The sequence below is a fragment of the Pelomonas sp. Root1237 genome (assembly GCF_001425055.1).
Lineage (GTDB): Bacteria > Pseudomonadota > Gammaproteobacteria > Burkholderiales > Burkholderiaceae_C > Pelomonas.
Genome location: NZ_LMDK01000017.1, coordinates 362556 through 386395, shown reverse-complemented (window position 1 = coordinate 386395; position 23840 = coordinate 362556). Strand labels below are relative to the sequence as shown.

The 23840-nt window shown below is 68.6% G+C and carries 16 protein-coding genes; 8 read left to right on the top strand and 8 right to left on the bottom strand.

From position 1 onward, the window contains the following. Positions 1-127 precede the first annotated feature (127 nt). Positions 128-631 carry a hypothetical protein gene (locus tag ASC91_RS19700; RefSeq protein ID WP_056200654.1) on the bottom strand — a complete coding sequence of 168 codons (504 nt, stop codon included), beginning with the start codon at positions 629-631 and terminating at the stop codon, positions 128-130. Between the two features lie 55 nt (positions 632-686). Next, complete coding sequence (locus tag ASC91_RS19695; RefSeq protein ID WP_056200651.1) at positions 687-2858, bottom strand: malate synthase G; 2172 nt, start codon at positions 2856-2858, stop codon at positions 687-689. A gap of 158 nt (positions 2859-3016) precedes the next feature. On the opposite strand from ASC91_RS19695, the gene ASC91_RS19690 reads away from it, so the two are divergent. Together ASC91_RS19690 and ASC91_RS19685 are read left to right on the top strand one after the other, a co-directional pair. Then, entirely contained in the window at positions 3017-3922 is a 906-nt protein-coding gene (locus ASC91_RS19690) for a LysR family transcriptional regulator (protein ID WP_056201308.1), read from the top strand. A 185-nt stretch (positions 3923-4107) separates the two neighbouring features. Further along, on the top strand, positions 4108-5718 hold the full coding sequence (locus ASC91_RS19685; RefSeq protein ID WP_056200648.1) for a PQQ-binding-like beta-propeller repeat protein: 1611 nt from the start codon (positions 4108-4110) through the stop codon (positions 5716-5718). A gap of 48 nt (positions 5719-5766) precedes the next feature. Here ASC91_RS19685 and ASC91_RS19680 read toward each other — a convergent pair whose 3' ends face one another. The 6 genes from ASC91_RS19680 to ASC91_RS19655 form a co-directional block, all read right to left on the bottom strand. After that, positions 5767-7467: an AMP-binding protein gene (locus ASC91_RS19680; protein ID WP_056200646.1), complete on the bottom strand. Its 1701-nt coding sequence runs from the start codon at positions 7465-7467 to the stop codon at positions 5767-5769. A 124-nt stretch (positions 7468-7591) separates the two neighbouring features. Next, a complete protein-coding gene (locus ASC91_RS19675; RefSeq protein WP_056200639.1) occupies positions 7592-10402 on the bottom strand; it encodes a serine/threonine-protein kinase in 2811 nt (936 codons plus the stop codon). Further along, complete coding sequence (locus ASC91_RS19670; RefSeq protein ID WP_056200637.1) at positions 10402-10986, bottom strand: ECF-type sigma factor; 585 nt, start codon at positions 10984-10986, stop codon at positions 10402-10404. The genes ASC91_RS19675 and ASC91_RS19670 overlap by 1 nt, the downstream gene beginning before the upstream one ends. Position 10987: 1 nt before the next feature. Next, on the bottom strand, positions 10988-12271 hold the full coding sequence (locus ASC91_RS19665) for a tryptophan--tRNA ligase (RefSeq protein WP_056200635.1): 1284 nt from the start codon (positions 12269-12271) through the stop codon (positions 10988-10990). 36 nt (positions 12272-12307) lie between these two features. Continuing rightward, a complete protein-coding gene (locus ASC91_RS19660; protein ID WP_056200633.1) occupies positions 12308-13330 on the bottom strand; it encodes a LacI family DNA-binding transcriptional regulator in 1023 nt (340 codons plus the stop codon). Positions 13331-13361: 31 nt separating this feature from the next. Further along, entirely contained in the window at positions 13362-15290 is a 1929-nt protein-coding gene (locus tag ASC91_RS19655) for a glycoside hydrolase family 3 protein (protein ID WP_082532828.1), read from the bottom strand. Positions 15291-15508: 218 nt separating this feature from the next. Here ASC91_RS19655 and ASC91_RS19650 point away from each other — a divergent pair, with 218 nt between their 5' ends. From ASC91_RS19650 to ASC91_RS19625, 6 genes are all read left to right on the top strand, one after another. Further along, positions 15509-18256 (top strand): TonB-dependent receptor, encoded by a 2748-nt coding sequence (locus ASC91_RS19650; protein ID WP_157281853.1) that lies wholly within the window; start codon positions 15509-15511, stop codon positions 18254-18256. 60 nt (positions 18257-18316) lie between these two features. Further along, positions 18317-19681: a GH1 family beta-glucosidase gene (locus tag ASC91_RS19645; RefSeq protein WP_056200628.1), complete on the top strand. Its 1365-nt coding sequence runs from the start codon at positions 18317-18319 to the stop codon at positions 19679-19681. A gap of 132 nt (positions 19682-19813) precedes the next feature. Next, positions 19814-21046: an ABC transporter substrate-binding protein gene (locus ASC91_RS19640; RefSeq protein ID WP_056200626.1), complete on the top strand. Its 1233-nt coding sequence runs from the start codon at positions 19814-19816 to the stop codon at positions 21044-21046. A 2-nt stretch (positions 21047-21048) separates the two neighbouring features. Continuing rightward, positions 21049-21924, top strand: coding sequence for a carbohydrate ABC transporter permease (locus ASC91_RS19635; RefSeq protein WP_056200624.1), 876 nt, complete (start codon positions 21049-21051; stop codon positions 21922-21924). After that, complete coding sequence (locus tag ASC91_RS19630; protein WP_056200623.1) at positions 21924-22787, top strand: carbohydrate ABC transporter permease; 864 nt, start codon at positions 21924-21926, stop codon at positions 22785-22787. Before ASC91_RS19635 ends, ASC91_RS19630 begins: the two co-directional genes overlap by 1 nt. Further along, on the top strand, positions 22784-23839 hold the full coding sequence (locus tag ASC91_RS19625) for an ABC transporter ATP-binding protein (protein WP_056200620.1): 1056 nt from the start codon (positions 22784-22786) through the stop codon (positions 23837-23839). The genes ASC91_RS19630 and ASC91_RS19625 overlap by 4 nt, the downstream gene beginning before the upstream one ends. Position 23840 lies beyond the last annotated feature (1 nt).

Genomic DNA, 23840 nt, shown 5'->3' with positions numbered 1-23840 from the left:
CGCTGAACGCGGGCGCGCCCAGCCGGTCCCCCGTGGGGACGAGGCTGCCCGTGGCATTGACCCGCGGGCAACCTCAGGCGGGCCGGCTTGGGAGCGGCCCGGCGCTCGGCCCGAATACGCGGCGCGGCTATTCGACGCGACGAACGCGCGGCGAAGTCTTCAGGCCTTCGATGTCGAGGTAGAAGGACGACAGCGCACCGCGCTTCACGCTCACCTTGCGCGGGCCTTCCGGCAGCGCGACGGAGCTGCCGTCGACGACCTGCCAGACCTGGCCGTTGGCGAGGCGGATGCGCGAGTTGGGGCCCCAGCCGTCGAAGCGCGGGCCGACCGAACTCTCGACCGACTCCACCGCCTCGGGGCGCTTGGATTCAGGCAGGCCGAAGGTGGTCTCGCCCGCGCGGGCCGGTGCCGCCGTGGTAGCCATGGCTGTGACCGGCGCTGCGGTCTGCGCCACCGCGGCCGGCGCGGCGGGCCTGGCCGGTGGTGCCGGCACGCGGGCTGCGTCGGCCAGCGTGTCATAGCAAGCCAGCCGGGCAGCGCTATCCGTCATCGCGCGGCAGCGCTGCAGGCCGTCCTGCGCCAGGGCCGGCAGGGCAGCGAGGGAAAGGGCAATCAAGGTGATGGTGCGCATGGGGCAAGCCTAGCAGTTGCCCGTGCCGAACAGGACCGGGCAACTGCCGTTGCGCTCAGTGCGCCGCCTTCACCTTCAACCGCCAGGCATGCAGCAGCGGCTCGGTGTAGCCGCTGGGCTGGGCCTCGCCCTTGAAGACCAGATCCTGCGCCGCCTGCATGGCCGCGCCCTGCGAGTTGGCGGTCAGAGGCCGGTAGGCCGGGTCGCCGGCGTTCTGGCCGTCCACCACCTTGGCCATGCGGGCGAAGGTCTCGCGCACCTGTTCGGCCGACACGACGCCATGGCGCAGCCAGTTGGCGATGTGCTGGCTGGAGATGCGCAGCGTCGCGCGGTCTTCCATCAGGCCGACGCCGTTGATGTCGGGCACCTTGGAGCAGCCCACGCCCTGGTCGACCCAGCGCACCACATAGCCGAGGATGCCCTGCACGTTGTTGTCCAGCTCCTGCTGTCGCTGCTCGGGCGTCCAGTCGGCCTTGGCGGCGACGGGGATGGTCAGCAGCGCGTTCAGGATGCCCTCGCGTTCGGCGGCCAAGTCGACCTTTTCCAGCTCCTGCTGCACGGCGCTAACGCTGACCTGGTGGTAGTGCAGCGCATGCAGCGTCGCGGCGGTGGGGGACGGCACCCAGGCCGTGTTGGCGCCGGCCTTGGGGTGGCCGACCTTCTGCTCCAGCATGGCGGCCATCAGGTCGGGCATGGCCCACATGCCCTTGCCGATCTGGGCGCGGCCGCGCAAGCCGCAGGCCAGGCCGGTCAACACATTGCTGCGTTCATAGGCCTGGATCCAGCTGGACGTCTTCATGTCGCCCTTGCGCAGCATCGCGCCGGCCCGCATAGCGGTGTGCATCTCGTCGCCCGTGCGGTCCAGGAAGCCGGTGTTGATGAAGGCGACGCGGCTGGCCGCGGCGGCGATGCAGGCCTTCAGGTTGACGGAGGTGCGGCGCTCCTCGTCCATGATGCCCAGCTTGACCGTGCTGTCGGGCAGGCCGAGCAGCTGCTCGACGCGGCTGAACAGCTCGGCGGCGAAGGCCACCTCGGCCGGGCCGTGCATCTTGGGCTTGACGATGTAGACGCTGCCCGTGCGGCTGTTGCCGCGGCGGCGCAGATCGTGCATCGCGATGGTCGTCGTGACGACAGCGTCCATGATGCCCTCGGGGATCTCGCTGCCGTCGTCGAGCAGGATGGCCGGGTTGGTCATCAGGTGGCCGACATTGCGCACGAACATCAGCGAGCGGCCATGCAGCGTCAGCGTGCCGCCACCGGGTGCCGTGTAGACGCGGTCGGCGTTGAGGCGGCGCGTGAAGCTCTTGCCGCCCTTGGCCACTTCCTCGGTCAGCGTGCCGAGCTGGATGCCCAGCCAGTTGCGGTAGGCCAGCAGCTTGTCCTCGGCGTCGACGGCGGCGACGGAGTCTTCCAGGTCGAGGATGGTGGACAGCGCGGACTCCAGCACCACGTCGGCGACGCCGGCCGGGTCGGTTTTGCCGATGGGCGTGCTGCGGTCGATGCGCACATCCAGGTGCAGGCCATGGTGCACCAGCAGCACGCTGCTGGGCGCATCAGGGGCGCCCTGGTAGCCGGCGAAGGTGGCTGCGTTGGCCAGGCCGGTCACGTCGCCCGAGGCCAGCGTGACGGAGAGCTGGTCGCCCTCGATGCGGTAGGCCACCGCCTGGCTGTGCGAGCCTTCGGCCAACGGTGCGGCCTGGTCCAGCACCTGGCGGGCGAAGGCAATGACCCTGGCGCCGCGCACCGGGTTGTAGCCACCGTCGCGCGTGGCCCCGTCGGCCTCGGAGATGGCGTCGGTGCCGTAGAGCGCGTCGTACAGCGAGCCCCAGCGCGCGTTGGCCGCGTTCAGCGCATAGCGGGCGTTCAGGATGGGCACGACGAGCTGGGGGCCGGCTTGCAGGGCCAGCTCGGCATCGACGTTGGCGGTGGTCGCCTGCACCTGGGCGGGCGGCTCGACGAGGTAGCCGATGCGCTGCAGGAAGGCGCGGTAGGCCGGCATGTCGGTGATGGGGCCGGGATGGGCCTCGTGCCAGGCATCCAGCTCGGCCTGCAGGCGGTCGCGCTCGGCCAGCAGCGCGCGGTTCATCGGTGCCAGCTCATGGGCGATCCGGCTGAAGCCGGCCCAGAAGGCGTCAGCCGAAACGCCGGTGCCGGGCAGCACCTCGGTGTCGATGAAGCGGGCCAGGTCGGCATCGACCTGCAGGCGGTGGAGGGTGGTGCGAGGCATGGCGGGACTCCTGCGAGAAGGCAACAACGAATGTCGCCAATCTAGCTGCGTCGCGTGTCGGGATTCGCTGCGGAGCACGCCATTCATCTGTGACAAAAACGCAAAGATCCTTCATGAAACCGCTGCCTTTGCGTCTGTCGCCCAGCACAATCCGGGGCATGGACAAGCTCAAGCAGATGGAGTCCTTCGTCCTCGTCGCGGGCAAGGGCAGCTTGACGGCGGCGGCCCAGGCCGAGGGCGTCGCGCCTGCCGTCATGGGCCGGCGGCTGGACGCGCTGGAGGCGCGCCTGGGCGTCAAGCTGATGCTGCGTACGACGCGGCGGCTGACGCTGACGTCCGAGGGCCAGGCCTTCCTGGAGGACTGCCAGCGCCTGATCGCCTCGCTGGCCGATGCGGAAGCTGCCGTCAGTGCCGGCGGCCTCAAGGCCAGTGGCCATCTGCGCGTGACGGCGCCTGCCGGCTTCGGCCGCAGGCATGTTGCGCCGCTGGTGCCGGGCTTTCTCGCCGAGCATGGCGACCTCAGCCTGTCGCTCAACCTCAGCGACCGCGTCATCGACATCGTCCACGAGGGCTTCGACTGTGCCGTACGTGTGGGTGACCTGCCGGACTCCAGCCTGGTCAGCACGCGGCTGGCCGACAACCGGCGGTTGTGTGTGGCCGCCCCCGGCTATCTGAAGCGCGCCGGCACGCCGAAGCACCCCGATGAACTCGGCCGCCATGCCTGCCTGACGTTGAGCTCCGAGGCCAGCCAGGTGCGCGGCTGGGCCTTCCAGATCGACGGCGCCGTTCAGCACCTACGGCCGGTTGGCCGGCTCGACTGCAGCGATGGCCAGGTGTTGCACGACTGGTGCGTGGACGGCATGGGCCTGGCCTGGCGCAGCACCTGGGAGGTCGAGGCCGACCTGGCTGCAGGGCGCCTCGTCAGCGTGCTGGACGCCTTTGCGGCGCCGCCCAACGGCATCTACGCCGTGTTCCCGCAGTCACGCCATCTGCCGCTGAGGACAAGGCTGTGGGTGGAGCATCTGCGCACGCATTACGGGCGGGCCGATTACTGGCGCAGCTAGCGATCGTCCTCAACCCAGAGGACGGCGACGGGTATGCCCCGATGCCTGCCCCGCTGCAGCGTCCTCTGATGCCCTTTCGCCTTGTCGCCGCGTGGCGCCAAGCGTCTGCTGTGGCGGGTTGCGCGATGCCCACCCGTTCCACGGCCCGTTCATCGGGCATCGCAAACAAGGAACGGAGAACTTCCATGAAGAAGACGACCTGTTTTCGAGAGCCGACCGCGCCGACGCGCACCCTCCTTGCGGCAGTGGCGCTGGCCCTGCCGCTGGTGGCAGCAGCGGCGCAGGGCAGTGAATGGAGCAGTGCGGGGGGCGACCGCGAGAACACACGCAGCCAGGCGTCCGAGCACAAGCTGGGCGTCGGCAATGTCAACCAGCTGGCCGTCAAATGGGCGCTGACGACGGCGGGCGACGTTTCGGCCACGCCGGCCGTGGATGGCGACACGGTCTATGTGCCCGACTGGGCCGGCTATCTCTATGCGGTCAACCGCAGCAATGGCAGCGTGCGTTGGGCCGTCTACCTGCCTTCGGTAACGGGCATTCCCCGCGACAAGGCCCGCGCCACGCCGGCTCTGGGCGGCGGCAAGGTGGTCATCGGCACCCAGGGTTCCATCCTGGCGGGCGGCGGCCCTGGCGGCCGGGTGTTGGCCTTCGACAAGGACACCGGGGCGCTGGCCTGGAGCACGCAAGCCGATCCGCATTTCGCGGCCATCATCACGCAGTCGGCCACCATCCATGGCGACCGGGTCTTCGTTGGCGTCGCGTCGCAGGAGGAGGCCCTTGCCGCCTTCGTGCCGGGCTACCAGCTGTCCTTTCGCGGCAGCATGCTGGCCCTGGACCTGAAAACCGGCGCCATCCGCTGGCGGACGACGCTCGCGCCGGCCGGCTACACCGGCAACGCCGTCTGGGGCAGCTCGCCTGCCGTCGATACCTCGCGCGGCGCGGTCTACATCGCCACCGGCAACAACTACTCGGTGCCGCCGCCCGTGCTGGCCTGCGTGGCGGCCGCAGGTGCCGATCCGGTGGCCAAGGCCGCCTGCCTGCCGGCGAACGATTATTTCGACAGCGTCCTCGCCCTCGACATGAAGACGGGGGCCGTGCGCTGGGCGACCCGTGCCATCCCCTATGACGCCTGGACGGTGGATTGCATCCCCTTCTTCGGCGACGGCGACAACTGCCCGTCGCCGGCAGGCCCGGACTACGACTTTGGCCAGGCGCCGGCGCTGTTCAAGTCCAAGGCCGGCAAGGGCAAGCCGGTGGAGCTGCTGGGCCTCGGGCAGAAGAGCGGCCAGTACTGGGCGCTGAACCCCGACACCGGCGCCGTGGCCTGGGTCACCCAGGCCGGCCCAGGGGGCACGGCGGGCGGCCTGCAGTGGGGTTCGGCGACGGACGGCACGCGCATCTACACGGCCAACGCCAACAGCAACGGGGTGCCGTGGATGCCGACAGGCGCCAGCGCGCCGACGACGCGAGGCGCCTGGTTCGGCCTCGACGCGGCCACCGGTGCGATGCTGTGGCAGACGCTCGACCCGCTGCCGCCGGGCGGTATCGGCGGCGGCCCCTCGGGCCCGGTGACGACGGCCAATGGCGTTGTCTACGCCTGCTCGCTGGACGCCAGCGGCCGCATGTACGCGCTCAACGGCGCGAACGGCGCCATTCTGTGGAGCTATCCAAGCGGCGGTTCCTGCCTTTCGGGCGCGGCCATCGCCGACGGCACGCTCTACTGGGGCTCGGGCTACAGCAACTTCGGCTTCGGCACGCCGAACAGCAAGCTGTACGCGTTCTCGTTGCCGGATTGAGGCGCGGCACTCGCGCAGGCCAGCTGCCTCAGCGGCGGGCCTGCGCGCTCAGTCCCCAAACGACACCTTGGCGCGCTTGCCCACCCACGCATCGAACTTGCCCGCATAGGCCTCCTCGATGCGGTTGCGCTTGACCTTGAAGGTCGGCGTGATGAAGCCGTTGTCCACCGTCCAGGGCGTCTTGATCAGCACCAGGGTGTCGAGCTGTTCGTGCGGGTCCAGACGGGCGTTGACGTCGTCCAGGTGCTTGCTCAGCTCGGCCATCAGCGCCGTGCGTTCGGCCTCGGAGCTGGCGCGTTGCAGGCCCTGCGGCGACAGCATGGCGATGCCCAGCGGCTGGCCCATGTTGGCCCCCGCGACGCAGCAGGCCTCGATGTTGGGGTTCATGCCCAGCCTGTCCTCGATGGGCGCCGGGGCGACGTACTTGCCCTTGCTGGTCTTGAACAGGTCCTTCACGCGGCCGGTGATGCGCACGCAGCCGTCGCCGTCCTGGGTCACCTTGTCGCCGGTGTGCAGCCAGCCATCGGCGGTCAACGCGTCGGCGGTCAGGCCCGGCTCCTTGAAGTAGCCCATCATCAGCGCCGGGCTGCGCATCTGCAGCTCGCCGTTGGCGGGATCGATGCGGGTCTGCACGCCGCCATAGGCCGGGCCGACGGTGCCGCGCTGGTTCTTGCCCGGCATCGTCATGTGCGACAGCGCCAGGTTCTCGGTCATGCCATAGCCCTCGTTGATGTGTAGGCCGATGGTCTCGTACCACTCCAGCAGCGCCACGGGCATGGGTGCCGCGCCGCCGACGGCGATGCGGCACTGGTCCAGGCCCAGGGCCTTGAGCACCTTCTTGCGCACCAGGCCGCCGATGATGGGCAGGCGCAGCAGCTTGTTCATCTTCTGCGGCGGCATCTTGGCCTGCACGCCCTGCTGGAACTTGACCCACAGCCGCGGCACGCTGAAGAAGATGGTGGGCCGCGCGCGCTGCAGGTCGGCGGTGAAGGTGTCCAGCGATTCGGCGAAGAACACCTTGAGCCCGACCTTCAGCCAGCTGTGCTCGACGAGCACGCGCTCGGCCACGTGGGCCAGCGGCAGGTAGGACATCATGCGATCGCTGGCGCTCATCGGGAAGCGGTCCAGGCCCGCGCCGATGGCCCAGGCGAAGGCGCCGAAGTTGTGCATGACGCCCTTGGGGTTGCCGGTCGTGCCCGAGGTGTAGATCAAGGTGCAGAGCTCGTCGGCGCCGCGCGTGACTTCACCCTTGAGCGGCTCGGTGCGGGCGCAGATGGCGTCCCAGCCCTCATAGTTCTTCTTCACGTCGTCGGGCGACAGCGCGTAGCTGGCGCCGGGCAGGCTCGGCAGCACGCCCGGCTTCATGCCTTCCCAGCCGTCGAGCTTGCCGATGAAGATGAAGCGCGCCTCGCTGTGCGTGAGGATCTGCGTGATGGTGTCGGCCGCCAGCGTCGGGTACAGCGGCACGGAGACATAACCGGCCATCCAGATGGCGAGGTCGGTCATCAGCCACCAGGCGCAGTTCTTGGACAGCATCGCCACCTTGGCGTCGGCTGGCCAGCCCTCGGCGGCGCCCTTGGCCTTGAGGAAAGCGGCCATGCGGCGCACTTGGTCGCTGACCTGGGCCCAGGTGAAGTCGAGGACCTCGGGCCCGCCCATCGGCTGCGTCAGCGTGACGGTGCTGCCGGCGGTGCGCTCCCAGTGATACAGGCGTTGCAGGGCGAGCTGGTCGGCGGCGATGGTGGCCATGGGCGTGTCTCCTCGGGGGGATTCTTTTCGGGAGCCGCAAAGTTAACCGCCTGTAAAGCGGCCCTTCCCCCGGGTAAACACCCTGCGGCGTGACGCGCTACCCACAGTGCCTAGAGGCATGGCTCTAGAAACGCCAGTCGCAATCGGTGGCGGCCGTGCCTGCCGCGAGTTGTGCGGCCACCTCGGTCAGCGGATGCAGCGCAGGCGTCAACTCGGCGAGATTGGTCGGGCGCGAGGCTTCGGCGCGCGTCAGCGCCTCCTGCCAGGGCTCGCCGGCCGCGCGCAGCGCGCAGGCCAGCTGCAGGCGGGCAGCCCACTCGGGCAGGCCCTGAGGTTCGGGCAGGCCGTCGAAGTAGGCCACGCGGATGCGCGTGCCCGCCAGCGAGGCCGCCGGCGTGCCGGCCAGGCGGCTCTTGAAGAGATCGATGCGGCTGGCCAGATTGCGGGACTCGGCGAGCAGCGGACGCAGCGTGTTCAGGCGGTGCTCGACATCGCGCGCCAGCGCCTGGCCAGCCTCGCCGGCGCCGGGCGCGATGGCAATGCGCGAGAGCGTCAGCAGGCCATCGGCGCGGCGCACGTCACCGATCAGCGGCGCGGCATCCAGCCCGGCGAGGGCCTGGGCGGCGGCGCGCAGGCTGGCTGCGTCGGCGCGGCCGGCGGCCAGCACGCGGGCCTCCAGCAACTGGGTGCGGCGCAGCAGGCCGGTCACGGCGTCGTCGGCGCCGGCGGCCTCGGTCTCGGCCTGGGCCTTCTCCAGCTGGGCCAGGGCCGCGCCGAACTCGCCGAGTTGCTGGAGGTAGACGGCCAGCAACTGGCGCATCAGCGTGCTGGCATGGTTGCCGGGGCGTGCGATGGCGTCCCAACGGCGGATCAGGTCATCGCTGTGCGCCGTGGCCTCGGCTGCGCTCTCGCGCGCCATCCGCCAGCGCACGAAGGCCAGGTTGCGCTCCAGCACCAGGGCCGGGCGGATGCGCTCGGCCTCTTTGGGATTCCAGAACGGCTTGGCTGCCTCGAGCGAGCGCTCGGCCTCGCGCAGCCGGCCCTCGTAGACATAGAGCACGTTCTCGTAGGTCGCGAAGCGCGCATGCTCGAAGGGGTTCTTGGCATAGATCGCGTCGTTGGAGCGCTTGGCCAGCGCCAGTTCGCGCTCGGCATCGGCGAAGCGGCCCAGGCGGCCGTAGGCCGTCAGCAGGTGCAGGCGCAGGCCGTGGGATTTCTCGCTCAGCGGCCCGTAGCGGCTGTCCCAGCGAGGCAGCAGCGGTTCCAGCAAGTCGATCACGGGCTGGCCGCCGGCGACGGCGGTGTGCAGGCCGGCCAGAGAGACGGCGGCGTCCTCGGTGCGCGGGTCGTTCTCACCGAAGGCCTGGCGGGCGTGGGCCAGGCGCGCTTCAGCCAACGGCGCCGCGACGTCGAAGCGCTGCAGCGCGAAATAGGTCTTGACCAGCGTGTCGAAGACACGGTCCTTGACCTCGGGCTGGTCGTTGAAGCGCGTGGCCAGCTCCTGGCGCTTGCGGTCCAGCAGTTCCACCACGGTGGGCTGGCGGCCGCCGTTCTGGTCGGGGCTGGCCGCGCCGAGCAGCTCTGCCAGATAACCCGTGACCTGCTCGGACTCGCGCGCTGCGGCCTGGGCCTCGTGCCGCTGCCAGAGGCTGACGGCCAGGCCCAGGCTGAGGGCCGCGAACACCAGCGTGGCACCGACCGCCAGCGCGGCATTGCGGCGCAGCCAGAGGCGCACGCGATGCTGCCAGTCCTCGGCACGCACGCTGACCGGGCGCTGGGCCAGCCAATGCTCGAGGTCGTCGATGAAGTTGCCGACGCTGGTATAGCGTTCGGCCGGGTTCTTGCGCAAAGCCTTGGCGGCGACGGCCTCCAGGTCGCCCGCCGCCCGGTCCGCATCGAGGGGGCGGCCGGGGCCGGCCTCATCGCCGGCGCTGTCGGCCGAGCCGGTCGTGCGCGTGGAACGGGTGATGCGCTGGGCCTGGCCGTGCAGCACGGCATGCTCCAGGGCCGTGCGGCCCAGGCCGCGCTTGCCGAAAGGCAGGTCGCCGCTGGCCAGTTCGTAGAGCATCACGCCCAGCGAATAGATGTCGCTGGCCACGCCCACGGCCTCGCCGGTGATCTGCTCGGGCGCCGCGTAGGCCGGCGTCAGGCGCCGGCCGGTGATCTGTGTCAGCTGATGGTCGGACTGACGGCCGGAGTCGTCGAGCAGGCCGGCGATGCCGAAGTCCAGCAGCTTGGCATTGCCCTGCTCGTCCACCATGACGTTGCCGGGCTTGAGGTCGCGGTGCAGGATGAGCTGGGCATGGGCATGTTCGACGGCGCGCGCCACCTCCAGCAGCAGCTTCACGCGCGCCACCAGGCCAAGGTTGTGTGCGCGCACGTGCTCGGACAGCGTGCGGCCCACCACGTACTCCAGCACGAGGTAGGCGCGGCCGTCCTGCTCGCCGGCGTCCAGCATGCGGGCGATGCCCGGGTGGGTCAGCCGGCCGAGCAGGGCGCGCTCGCGGGCGAAACGGGCAGTCAGGCCAGGGCCGGCGCGGTCGCCGCGCAGCAGCTTGATGGCGGCCTCGCCCTGGTAGAGGCCATCGGCCCGCTCGGCCCGCCAGACCTGGCCCATGCCGCCCTCGCCGAGGGGTTCGGCCAGGCACCAGGAGCCCAGGCGGTCGCCGGGGCGGGCAGGTGTGGTGGTGGAGAGCGTCGGCTCGCTCAGCGCGGCGACCAGGCGGGTGTTGTAGCCCGGCATGTCGACGAGGACGGTGGCGTCCGTGTCTTCGTCCTCGGGCAGGGACGCCAGCATGCGCGACAGCCGCGCGGCCAGTTCGGGCGGCTGCAACGCAGCCAGACGCTCGGCCCGTGCCGCGGCGGGCAGCTCGGCGAGCTCGTCGAACAGCGCCGACAGCTGCTGCCAGTCCGAGGACTGCAAGCCCGAGTTCATCAGTACACCGAATTCGGCGGGTCGCCGAGCAGCTCCTGCAGCAGGGCGCGCGCCTTCAGCAATTCGCGGTTGATGCTGCGCGTGGACAGGCCCCGCACCGCCGCCACCTCGGCGATGGACAGGCCGGCGAAGCCCACCATCTCGATCAGCTCGTACAGGCCGTTGTCCAGGGCCTTCATGCGCTCCAGGGCCTGGTCCAGGCCCAGCATGTCGACGGCCGTGCTCTGCACGGCGGCCACGTCGTCGGCCGCCGACAGCGTGACCATGACGGCGTCGCCGCCGCGCTTGTCGCGGCCTTCGGTGCGAAGGTGGTCGATGACGACGGAGCGCAGCACCCGGCCGACGTAGGCGAAGAACTGGCCACGCGTCTCGCCCTGCAGGCCCTGCTGGTCGGCCATGCGCAGAAAGCCCTCGTGCACCAGGGCGGTGGTGTTCAGGCCGGCCGACCTGCCGCTCGGGCCACTCTGCGCCAGGCGGATGCGGGCGACGCGCTTGATCTCGGGGTAGAGCAGGGCGTAGAGCTGCTGCAGGGACGCCGCGTCACCACGCGAAGTGCCGATCAGCAGTTCGGTGATGTCGGCCACGTCAGTCTTCCTGGAAGGCGGCGAGGGCGGCCGTGATGGCGGCGTCGCTGGCTTCGCGCTGCACCGGCGCATCGGCCACAAGACCTTCGCGCTTCAGCCGGGCGACCCATTGGCCGGCATCGCGGCCCTGCTCGAAGCCACTGCTCTGCAGCAGCAGCTCGCCACCCGCCGACAGCAGCTTGAAGTAGAACTTGCCGTCCGCCTCTCGGTATTGCTTGAAGACCGGCAGCGCAGCCTTCTCTATCTTGGCAGCTGCTGTCGTCGCGGTGGACGTGTAGGGCCGCAGGCCGCAGGCCTCGCGCAATTGCTTCAGGAAGGGAACCGCAATGGCGCGGGCCTTGGCGGCGCCGGCCTGCAGCGTGGCTTCGAGCTGCTCGGGGTGGGCCATCAGGTGGGCATAGCGCTCGCGCATCGGGCCGATCTGGCCTTCGATCAGGTTCACGAGCTGCTGCTTGGCCTCGCCCCAGCCCAGGCCGCCGCGCAGGGCCGCGCGGAAGGCGGCGCGCTGCTCGGTGGTCGCGAAAGCGTCGTAGATGGTGACCAGGGCCTGGCCCTGCGGGTCCTTGGGCTCGCCGGGCAGCTTGGAGTCGGTGACGATGCGCGCAACGGCCTCCTTCAGCGCCGCGCTGCCGCCTTCGAAGAGAGGGATGACGTTGTCATAGCTCTTGCTCATCTTGCGGCCGTCCAGCCCCGGCAGCAGCTCCATCTCGGCATCAGTCACGGCCTCTGGGGCAGTGAACAGCTCCTTGCCCCGGCCAAACAGGTGATTGAAGCGCTGGGCCACGTCGCGCGCCATCTCGATGTGCTGGACCTGATCCTTGCCGACCGGCACTTTGTGCGCGTTGAACATCAGGATGTCGGCCGCCATCAGCACCGGGTAGCTGAACAGGCCCATGCTGACGTTGGCATCGGGCTCCTCGCCAGCAGCCACGGCCGCGTCCACGGCAGCCTTGTAGGCATGGGCCCGGTTCATCTGGCCCTTGGCCGTCACGCAGGTCAGCAGCCAGGTCAGCTCGGGGATCTCGGGCACGTCGCTCTGGCGGTAGAAGGTGACGCGTTCGGGGTCGAGGCCGGCGGCCAGCCAGGTCGCGGCAATGGCGCGGCTGGAATGGGCCAGGCGGTCCGGCTCGTCGCACTTGATCAGCGCGTGGAAGTCGGCCATGAAGAAGAAGCTCTCCACGCCGGGCGCGCGGCTGGCCTCGATGGCCGGGCGGATGGCGCCGACGTAATTGCCGAGATGCAGGGTGCCGGTGGTGGTGATGCCGGTCAGGACGCGTTGAGGCATGGGTTTGGTGAAAAGTAACCAAACCGGATTGTGGCCTCAGCTTCGTTTGCGCGAAGGGGGTGCTGCTACGGAGGCGCGCCAGGTGACGGTGATGTCGAACTGCCGCGAGATGGGCAGCTGCTGCCCGTAGCAGCGGTTCAGCAGCCAGTGCAGGCCGGCCAGCGTGACCTCGTGGCTCGGGATGTGCACCGATGTGAGGCGCGGCGCCGCGAATTCGGCGCTGGGAGAGTCGTCATAGCCCAGCACCGAAACCTCGTGTGGCACCGACACGCCGCGTTCCTGGAAATGCGCCAGCAGGCCGATGGCCATCTCATCATTGGCGCAGAACACGGCAGAGGGCAGGCGCTTTTGCTTGAGCAGCACCTCTGCCGCATCCCAGCCGGCCTGATTGGAAAAGTCGCCGGGCACGGTCAGGATCTTGGACGTGTCCAGCCCGCGCAGCGCCAGCTCGCCCATGAAGCCATTCAGGCGCGCCACGTTGTCGGGCGAGGTGGTCGGGCCCGAGACGACGGCGATGTCCTTGTGCTTGTGCTGCAGCAGCGCGCGGGCCGCCTGAACGCCGCCCTGCACGTGGTCGGCCGTGAAGCATTGGTCCTTGATGCGGTCGAAGTGGCGGTTCAGCACGACGACCTGGCGCGCCGCCGGGCCCAGGGCCTTGAGGTCTTCGTCCTGCAGCGCGTTGGACAGCACGATGAGGCCGTCGCAATCGCGGTCCAGCAAAAAGCGCATGCCGTCGTTGGTCTCGACGCGTTCGTCCTCGATGCCCTCGCCGAAGGCCACCACCATGTGCAGTCCTTGCGCGCGCAACACCAGGTCGATGGCGCGCAGGATGGGCGTGTAGTAGGTGCCGCGCAGGAAGGGGATGTAGACGCCGATCAGCTTGGACGTGCCCGCGCCCAGCGAACGCGCGGTGTGCGAGGGCCGGAACTTCAGCTGGGCAATGACCTTGCGCACGCGCTCGGCCGTGGCTGGCGCGACGGAACCGTTTCCGCTGATGACGCGCGAGGCGGTGCCCACGCCCACACCTGCCAGCCGCGCTACGTCCTTGATCGTTGCCATTCGCCCTCTGCTTTTGTTGGGGCGGATTGAATCACAGGGGGCAGATCGGGGCGGGGTCTGCCGGCTCGGGCAGGGCCTTGGTATTTGCCTGGGTTTCCTTGCCACTCAGGCCGCCCCCGACCGGCCACCAGGACCTGGCTTCGTGGCTGCTGAATTGGCAGGGGCCTGCAGGCCAGGGGAAGGACAGGCGGCCGGTGAAGCCCGGCCAGGCCTTGCCGGCGGTCGGTTCCACCAGCACGTCGACCAAGCCGGCGCCCTCGGTGCCGGGCTGCCAGGCGGCAATGAAGGCATCGCTCTTGTTGGCCAGGTCATTCACATAGAGCGGCCGGCCCGAGTACAGCAGCGTGACGACGGGTTTGCCGCGGCCGGCGACCCGCTGCAGCACTTCCGCGTCCTTGGGATGGCGACGGCTGAAGCGCAGGTTTTCGGTGATGCGCGCATCGCCCTCGCCCTCGGCATAGGGTGTCTCGGCGAGCACGGCGACGACGGCGTCGAAGTTCTTCGGGTCGCTCTTGCTGCCGTCAGCGTCGAAGGTGACCTGCGCGGCACCCAGGCGCTGCCGCAATGCCGCCAGCAGCGACGTGCCTTGCGGATAGTCGACATTGCTCGTGTCGCGGCCCTGCCAGGTCACGCTCCAGCCGCCGCTCTGGTGGGCCAGGCTGTCGGCGGCGGCGCCGACGACCAGCACGCGGGCCGTGCCCTTAAGTGGCAGCAGGCCGGGCTTGTTCTTCAGCAGCACGAGAGACTCGCGCACCGCGCGCCGGGCGAGTTCGGGCGCCTGCATCGCTTCCACGGTGGCGGGGACTGGCGTCTGCATGCCGATGCTGAACTTGACGCGCAGGATGCGGCGCACCGCGTCGTCGATGCGGGCCATCGGGATCTTGCCCTGCTCGACCGCGCGCACGGTGTTGTTGAAGAAGTCTTTCCACTTGAATGGCACCATGACGACGTCGATGCCGGCGTTGATGGCGGCCGGGCAGTCCTCGGGCGTGCAGCCGGGCACCTGGCCGACGCCGTCCCAGTCGCTGACGATGAGGCCGTCGAAGGCCAGGCGGTCTTTCAGCACGCCGGTCATCAGCACGGCGTTGCCATGCATCTTGCCGTGCTCGACGTAGCCAGCGCTGTCGGTCCAGCTGCTGAAGGAGGTCATGACGGTCAGCACGCCGGCGTCCAGCGCACCCAGGTAGCCCGCGCCGTGCACATTGGCGAGATCGGCCGGCGAAGCCTGCGTCACGCCCTGGTCGATGCCGCGGCGCGTGCCGCCATCGCCGACGTAGTGCTTGGCAGTCGCCAGCACGCCGCGGCCCTCCTTCATGCCGTCCTGCAAGCCTTCCACCGAGGCCTGGCCGAGGCGCTTCACCAGGGCCGGATCGACGCCGAAGCTCTCGTAGGTGCGGCCCCAGCGCACGTCCTGCACGACAGCCAGCGTAGGCGAGAAGGCCCAGTGCAGGCCCGAGGCGCGGATGGCGCGCGCCGTGGCGCGGCCGATGTCGCGCACCAGGTCGGCGTCACGCGTCGCACCCAGCGCGATGTTGTGCGGGAAGAGAGTGGCGCCGCGCACGTTGTTGTGGCCGTGCACGGCGTCGGTGCCCCAGATCAGCGGGATGCCCGGCGTGGCCTGCAGGGCCGCGGCCTGGAACTTTTCGGACAGCTCGCGCCACTGCGCCGGCGTGGCCGCGCGGTCCTGGCCCGGCCAGCCCCCACCGCCGTTCAGGATAGTGCCGATGGCGTACTCGCGCACCTGCTCCGGCGTGATCGCGCGGATCTCGGGCTGGGTCATCTGGCCGATCTTCTGGCGCAGGGTCAAGTTCTTCAGCGCGGCCTCGACCTTGGCCTCGAGTGCCGCATCCCGCACGGGCTTGCGGGCCGGCCAGGCCTGCACGACGGCATCGGTTTCGGCCGCGCCGGCCATGGTCGCCAGGGCAAGCAGGGCAGCGAGAAGTGCGGTTGAGCGAGTCATCGTGGAGTGTCCGTTGGGAGCGCGACGGTAGTGGGTGAAGCAAAAAAACGTCAACCCCCGGGCCGACGAGATTGACAGCCCCGACTGTGGCGCATTAGATTTGCGCCGTGTTTGGAACCGGTTCCAATTTTGATGCCGACACCGCCAAGGAGCGCGGAGGCATCGCCACCCAAAAAGCCGGCCGAGCAGCGAACAAGACGAACCAGGAGACGAAAGAAATGCTCAAGCAAGCTCAGCGTGCGGCAGTGCGCACCATCGCCCCAACTTCGCCCCAGCGGCGCAATCGCCTCACGCCCATTGCCGTCTGCGTCGGCCTGCTGGGCGCATCGGCGCTGGCACTGGCCCAGACCGCGCCGGCGGGCGAGCAGAAGCTCGACACCGTGACGGTCACCGGCTTTCGCGCCAGCCTGGAATCCTCGATCAGCACCAAGCGCAACGCCGATGCCATCGTCGAATCCGTCTCGGCCGAGGACATTGGCAAGCTGCCCGACGTGTCCATCGCCGACGCGATCTCGCGCCTGCCCGGCCTGACGGCTCAGCGCGTGGCCGGGCGCTCGTCCGTCATCAGCATCCGCGGCATGGCGCCGCGCTATGGCGTGACGCTGCTGAACGGCCGCGAGATCGTCTCCACGGGCGACAACCGCTCGGTGGAGTACGACCAGTTCCCGTCGGAGCTGATCAACGCCGCCACGGTCTACAAGACGCCGGACGCCAGCCTGTCGGCGCAAGGCCTGTCGGGCACGGTCAACATGAAGACGCTGCGCCCGCTGGACTTCGCGACCTCGCGCGGTGTCGTCGGCGCTCGCGTGGAACGCAACTCCAACGGCTCGCTGAACCCCGAGATCTCCGGCACCGGCAACCGCCTGAGCGCCTCGTATGTGACGCAGTCGGCCGACCGCACCTGGGGCGCGGCCGTCGGCTTTGCGCACCTGGACTCGCCCAACCAGGAAAAGCACTACAAGAGCTGGTGGTGGGCCAACACCAACAACTGGGGCGCACCACTGCCCGGCGTGCCCACGGACGCCGTCGCGCTGCAGGGCTTCGAGTTGGGTGCCGCCTCGTCGCGCCAGAAGCGTGACGGCCTGATGGGCGTGCTCGAGTACAAGCCCAATGCCGATTTCCACAGCACGCTGGACCTCTACTACTCCAAGTTCGACCAGACCGAGGCGCGCCGCACGGTGATGTCCGACATGTCGACCTGGTCGGGTGCGACCTGGAGCAATGCGCAGACGACGGTGGTCAACGGCGACAAGATCGTCACCAGTGGCATCGTCAACAACACCACGCCGGTGGCGCTGACGACCTTCAACAAGCGCCAGGACGACATCCGCGCCATCGGCTGGAACAACGAGCTGAAGCTGGCTGACTGGAAGCTGGTGGGGGACCTGAGCTGGTCCAAGGCCAAGCGCGACGAGCAGAACGCGGAAGTGCAGGCGGGCTCGCTGAGCCGTGTCAGCCTGGGGCAGGCCAACATCGTCACCGGCGACGGTCGCTCCACCTTCGCGCCGACCTTCGACTTCGGCGACGGCAAGAGCGTCTACCTGACCGACCCCGCCAACTGGGGCCGCGACGGCCGCAGCCAGTTTCCCAAGGTGCGCGACCAGATCAAGGCGCTCAAGCTGACGGCGGGCCGCAACTTCGACAGCTGGCTCAGCAACATCGAGGGCGGGCTGGACTACTCCGAGCGCGACAAGGACATGAACCGCACCGAGGTGAACTACAACCTCAAGAACGGCCGCGCGCCGATGCTGATTCCGTCCGCGCTGCTGCGCTCGCCGACCGACCTGGGCTTTGCCGGCAGCAATATCCGCATGGTCAATTTCGACCTGCCGAGCGCGCTGAGCTTGTACGACGTGGTGCCCACCTCGGCCGACCAGGCACCGGGCCGTATCTGGCAGGTGCACGAGAAGGTCACGGCCGCCCACGCCAAGCTCGGCTTCGAGTTCGACTGGGGCGTGCCCATCCACGGCAGCTTGGGCCTGCGCGTCGTGCATGCCAAGCAGTGGAGCGACGGCCTGTTCTGGAACGGCAAGACCAACGCGACCGAACCTGCCACCGGCGGCACCAGCTACACCGACACGCTGCCCAGCCTCAACATCGCTGCCGACGTGACTGCCAACACCATCGTGCGCTTCGGCCTGGCCAAGGTGCTGGCGCGGCCGAACATGGAGGACATGCGCGCCGGCTTCGCGGGCATCAGCGTCAGCACGACCGAGCCGCATCTGTGGTCGGCCAATGGCGGCAACCCCAAGCTGGAGCCCTGGCGCGCCGACGCGGTGGACCTGTCCGTGGAGCACTACTTCAGCAAGCGCAGCTATGTGGCGGCCGCGGTCTTCCACAAGAACATCAAGAACTTCGTCTACTCGCAGTCCATCGACTTCGACTTCACCGGCTTTCCCAACCCGACGGCCTTCACGCCCTACAGCAACATCGGCACGTTGACTACCCAGTCCAACGGCGGCGGCGGGATGATCGCCGGCACCGAGCTGAGTGGCTCGCTGGACGGCGGCCTGATCAGCCCCGCGCTGGATGGCATCGGTGTGAGCCTGAGCTACTCGGACACGCGCAGCTCGCTGCACGAGGGCAATGACGTCAGCAAACCTTTGGATGGTCTGTCGGGCAAGGCGACCAACTTCACCGTCTATTACGAACGCGACGGTATCTCGGCGCGCATCGGCAGCCGCCATCGCTCGCCCTTCGTGACGACGGTGCGCGGCACCTTTGGCGAGAACGTGCCGAGCATGATCTCCAGTGAAACCATCATCGACGCGCAGATCGGCTACGCGTTCGAATCGGGCCTCTTCAAGGGTCTGTCGCTGACGCTGCAGGTCAACAATCTGCGTGACGAGCCCTATCGCACCCGCGTCGGTGTCTCCACCGGTTCCGTCGATCCCAACGCTACCTTGCCTGAGCGATACACGTCCTATGGCCGCCAGTTCCTGATCGGCGGCACGTACAAGTTCTGATCGATTTCCCAGTTCCCTGAACCCGCGCCGGCCGCGCTGCCGGCGCCTCCCATTCGAAGCATGAGCTCCAACACCGCCCCGAAACGCCAAGACTTCCCCGCCGACTTCCGCTGGGGCGTGTCCACCTCATCCTTCCAGATCGAGGGCGCCGGCCGCGAGGACGGCAAGGGCGAGTCCATCTGGGACCGCTTCTGCAGCGAGCCCGGCCGCATCCGCGACGGCTCCAACGCGCTGGTGGCCTGCGACCATTACCACCTGTTCCCGCAGGACCTGGACATGGCGAAGGCTCTGGGCGTCAACGCCTACCGCTTCTCCATCGCCTGGCCGCGCATTCTTCCAAACGGAACTGCAGGGCGGGGCGCCGTGAACGAAGCGGGCCTGGCCTTCTACGACCGGCTGGTGGACGGCATGCTGGAGCGCGGCCTGGACCCCTGGGCCACGCTCTACCACTGGGACCTGCCGCAGCCGCTGCAGGAGCAAGGCGGCTGGCTCTCGCGCGACACGGTCGGCGCCTTCCTCGAATACACCGACATCGTCACGCGCCGCCTGGGCGACCGTGTCAAGCACTGGATCACGCACAACGAACCCTGGTGCTCCTGCATGATGGGCTACTGGGAGGGCGTGCATGCGCCCGGCGGCAAGAGCCTGGCCGATGCGATGCAGGCCTGCCACCACGTGCTGTTGTCGCATGGCCAGGCCATCCCGCTGATCCGCAAGAACTCGGCCGGCGCCCAAGTCGGCATCACGCTCAGCCTGCACCCCATCACCGCCGCATCCGATAGCGCCGAGGACGCCGCCGCGCTGAAACGCCACGATGGCCTGCGCAACCGCTGGTTCCTCGACCCGCTGTTCGGCCGCGGCTATCCCGAAGACACGCTGGCGCTGCTCGCGTCATCCGGAAATGCCGCGCCCAAGGTGGAGGCCGGCGACCTGGCGGCAATAGCCACCGCGACCGACTTCCTCGGCGTCAACTACTACTTCCCCGAGATGGTCAAGGCCGATCCGGCCGGTGGCCCGATGCGTGCCAGCCTGGTGGAGCGCGAGGGCGTCGAACGCACCGGCTTCGGCTGGGAGATCTCGCCACAGGGGCTGGTGGACCTGTTGACCCGCATCCAGCGCGACTACAACCCGGCCGTCATCCAGCTGACCGAGAACGGGTCCACTTTCGAAGATGTGCTGACGCCCGACGGCCATGTGCACGATGCCGAACGCCTGTCCTATCTGCAGCGCCATCTGAGTGCGGTCAAGCAGGCGCTGGACGCCGGCGTGCCGGTCAAGGGCTACTTCGCCTGGAGCCTGCTGGACAACTTCGAATGGGCCGAGGGCTATCTGCGCCGCTTCGGCATCGCCTATGTCGACTACGCCACCCAGCAGCGCACGCTGAAGGACAGCGGCCTCTGGTACGGCCAGTTCCTGAACGAATAATTAACGGCATGGCGCCCTTTATTTAAAGGGTACAGGCGGTTTCTAAATGAAATATTACAGGGTCCTCCCTCAGGCGCGTTCAGCCGCGCCAGGGCAAACTGCGCACGCTGCCCCACAAGATCCGGAGACAAGATGAAGTTCCCCCGCCATGCCCTGGCCGCTGTTGCGCTGCTCGTTGCAACCGCTTCCAACGCCGCCGAACCCCTCAAGGCCGAAGTCATCCACTGGTGGACCTCGGGGGGCGAGTCCGCCGCCGCCAAGACCCTGGCCGAGGCCTACAAGGCCCAGGGCGGCATCTGGGTCGACACGGCTGTCGCCCTGGGCGAGCAGGCTCGCTCGGTCGCCATCAACCGCATCGCCGGCGGCAACCCGCCCACGGCCGCCCAGTTCAACACCACCCAGCAGTTCCGCGACATCGTCGACCAGGGCCTGCTGAACAACGTCGACGCGGTGGCCCAGCGCGACGGCTGGGACAAGTTCCTGCCCGAGACCGTGCTGAGCGCCATCCGCGTCAACGGCCACTACTACGCCGCGCCGGTCAACATCCACAACATGACCTGGTTCTGGTTCTCCAAGGCCGCCTTCAAGAAGGCCGGCATCGCGGAAGAGCCCAAGAACTTCGATGAGCTGTTTGGGGCGCTGGACAAGCTCAAGGCCGCCGGCCTTGTGCCGCTGGCCCATGGCGGCCAGCCCTGGCAGGACGGCATCGTCTTCACGGCCGTGCTGGCCCACTACGGCGGCCGCGACCTGTATCTCAAGATCTTCCGCGACCGCGACCCCAAGGCCATCTTGGGCGAGGACTTCAAGAAGGTGCTGCTGGCCTACAAGAAGCTGCAGGGCTACACCGACAAGGGCTCGCCCGGCCGCAACTGGAACGACGCCACCGCCATGCTCATCAGCGGCCGCGGCGGCGTGCAGATCATGGGCGACTGGGCCAAGGGCGAGTTCGCCCAGGCCAAGCAGGAGGCCGGCAAGGACTACGGCTGCGCCCCGGGCTTCGGCCCCAAGGCGCCCTACATCATCCAGGGCGACGTGATGGTCTTCCCCAAGACCGACAAGCCCGACCAGGTCAAGGCCCAGCAGCTGCTGGCCAGCGTCATCACCCAGCCCGCCACGCAAGTCGCCTTCAGCATGAAGAAGGGCTCCATCCCCATCCGCACCGACGTCGACGTCAGCCAGATGGACATGTGCGCCCAGATGGGCGTGGCCGCGATGAAGGACAAGTCGCGCCAGCTCGGCAACGGCGAGATCTACATCACGCCCGACCAGAACGGCGCCCTGCAGGACGTGCTGACGAGCTACTGGAACCGCAACATTCCGGTCGAGAAGGTCCAGAAGGACATCGTCAACGCGCTGAAGTCCTGACGATGAAACGCCGTTCCCTCGCGGCCTGGGGCGCGCTGCTGCCCCTGGCCGTCATCGTTCTCGTCGGCTATGTCGGCACGGTGCTGTGGACGCTGCGCACCTCCGTGTCCAGCTCGCGCACCTTCCCCAAGGACGACTTCGTCGGCCTGCAGCAGTTCGAACGCCTGCTCGACAACGATCGCTGGCAGCTCGCCATCCACAACCTCGCCGTCTACGGTGTGCTCTACATCGTCGCGGCCATGCTGCTGGGCTTTCTGCTGGCCGTCTTCATCGACCAGAAGGTGCGCGGCGAGGGCGTGCTGCGCACCGCCTTCCTGTACCCGTATGCGATGTCCTTCGTCGCGACCGGCCTGGTCTGGCAATGGGTGCTCAACCCCGACAGCGGCCTGCAGAACGCGATGCAGCAGATGGGCTGGAAGGATTTCAGCTTCGACTGGATCGTTGACCAGGACATGGTCATCTACACCGTCGTCATCGCCGGCACCTGGCAGGGTGCGGGGCTGGTGATGGCGTTGATGCTCGCCGGCCTGCGCGGCATCGACGAGGAGATCTGGAAGGCGGCGCGGCTGGACGGCATTCCGACCTGGCGCGTGTATCTGTCCGTCGTGTTGCCCATGATGGGCCCGACGCTGGCGACCGTCTTCACGCTGCTGGCCACCGGCGTCGTCAAGGTCTTCGACACCGTCGTCGCGATGACCCAGGGCGGCCCCGGCACGGCCAGCGACGTGCCGGCCAAGTTCATCATGGACCACCTGTTCGGCCGCGCCAACCTGGCACTGGCTTCGGCGGGTGCCGTGGTGCTGCTGCTCACGGTGCTCGCCTTGGTCGCCCCGCTCGCCTACGTGCGCAGCCGGCAGGCAGCGAAGGGAGGCCACTGATGAGCAAGCGCAAAGCAACGGCGCTGTGGGCCCGCATCGGCGTCTACGCCTTCCTGCTCTTCGCCGCGGCCTTCTTCCTGCTGCCGCTGTACATGATGCTGACGACCTCGTTCAAGAGCATGGAGGAGATCCGCCTCGGCCAGATCTTCGCGCTGCCGTCGGCGCCGTCTCTGGGCGCCTGGCGTGCCGCCTGGAGCGAAGCCTGCACGGGCGTCAGCTGCGAAGGCATTCGCGGCGGCTTCTGGAGCTCGGTGGCCATCACGGTGCCGTCGGTCATCCTGCCCATCCTGCTGGGCGCCATCAACGGCTATGCGCTGTCGTGGTGGAAGCCCAAGGGCGGCCAGTGGCTGTTCGGCATCCTGATGATGGGCGCCTTCATTCCCATCCAGGTGATGATCTATCCGCTCGTCAAGCTGGAGGCGGCCATCGGCATCTACAGCAGCCTGCCCGGCATCGTCGCCGTGCACCTGGTGTTCGCCATGCCCATCATGACGCTGCTGTTCCGCAACTACTACGCCAGCCTGCCGACCGAGCTGTTCAAGGCGGCGCGCGTGGACGGCGGCGGCTTCTGGCGCATCTTCGTGCAGCTGGTGCTGCCGATGTCCACGCCGATGCTGATCGTCGCGGCCATCATGCAGATCACCGGCGTGTGGAACGACTACATCCTCGGCCTGACCTTCGCCGGCCGCGAGAACCAGCCGATGACGGTGCAGCTCAACAACGTCATCAACACGACGACGGGTGAGCGTCTCTACAACCTCAACATGGCCGCGACGATCCTGACGTCCGCCGTGCCCCTGTTGGTCTATCTGATTTCCGGCCGCTGGTTCGTGCGCGGCATTGCAGCGGGCGCAGTCAAATGAGTGGCGTGAACATCCAAGGTCTGAGCATCAAGTTCGGCCACAACGAGGTCATCAAGAACCTGGACCTCCAGGTCGTCGAGGGCGAATTCCTCGTGCTGCTCGGCCCTTCGGGTTGCGGCAAGTCGACGCTGCTGCACAGCATCGCCGGCCTCATCGACGTGAGCGCAGGCAGCATCCACATCGGCGGCCAGGACATGACCGATGCCGAGCCCTCCGAGCGCGGCATCGGCATGGTCTTCCAGAGCTATGCGCTGTACCCGACGATGACGGTGGAGCGCAACATGTCCTTCGGCCCGCGCGTGGCCGGCATTCCCAAGGCCGAGATCGAGCGACGCGTGAAGCGCGCGGCCGACATGCTGCAGCTGACGCCGCTTCTTAGCCGCAAGCCGGCTCAGCTGTCCGGTGGCCAGCGCCAGCGCGTCGCCATCGGCCGGGCGCTGGTGCGCGAGGCCGGCGTCTTCCTGTTCGACGAGCCGCTGTCCAACCTCGACGCCAAGCTGCGCGCCGAGCTGCGCCGCGAATTGAAGCTGCTGCACCAGACGTTGGGCAACACGATGATCTACGTGACCCACGACCAGGTCGAGGCCATGACGCTGGCCTCGCGCATCGTCGTCATGAAGAGCGGCGTCATCCAGCAGATCGGTACGCCCAGCGAGGTCTACGAGCGCCCGGCCAATCTCTTCGTCGCCGGCTTCCTCGGCGCGCCGGCCATCAACTTCGTGCCTGCGAAGGTCGGTGCCGACGGCCGCTCGCTCGAAGGCGCGCTGCCCCTGCAACTGGCCGAGGGCCGCGTGAAGGCGGGCCAGGGCCTGGTGCTCGGCGTGCGGCCGGAGCATGTGCGCCTGCAGTCGGACGGCCGCTGGCGCGCAACGGTGCAGCTGGTCGAGCCCATGGGCAACCACCAGGTCGTCTGGATGAAGCTGGGCGAGCAGGGGTTCTCGGTCCTGGTGCACGACGGCCGCCGCATCTTGGCCGGCGACGAGCTGGCCTTCGACATCGACGAGTCGGCGCTCAGTGTTTTCGACGCCGCCAGTGAACAACGCCTGAGCTGAA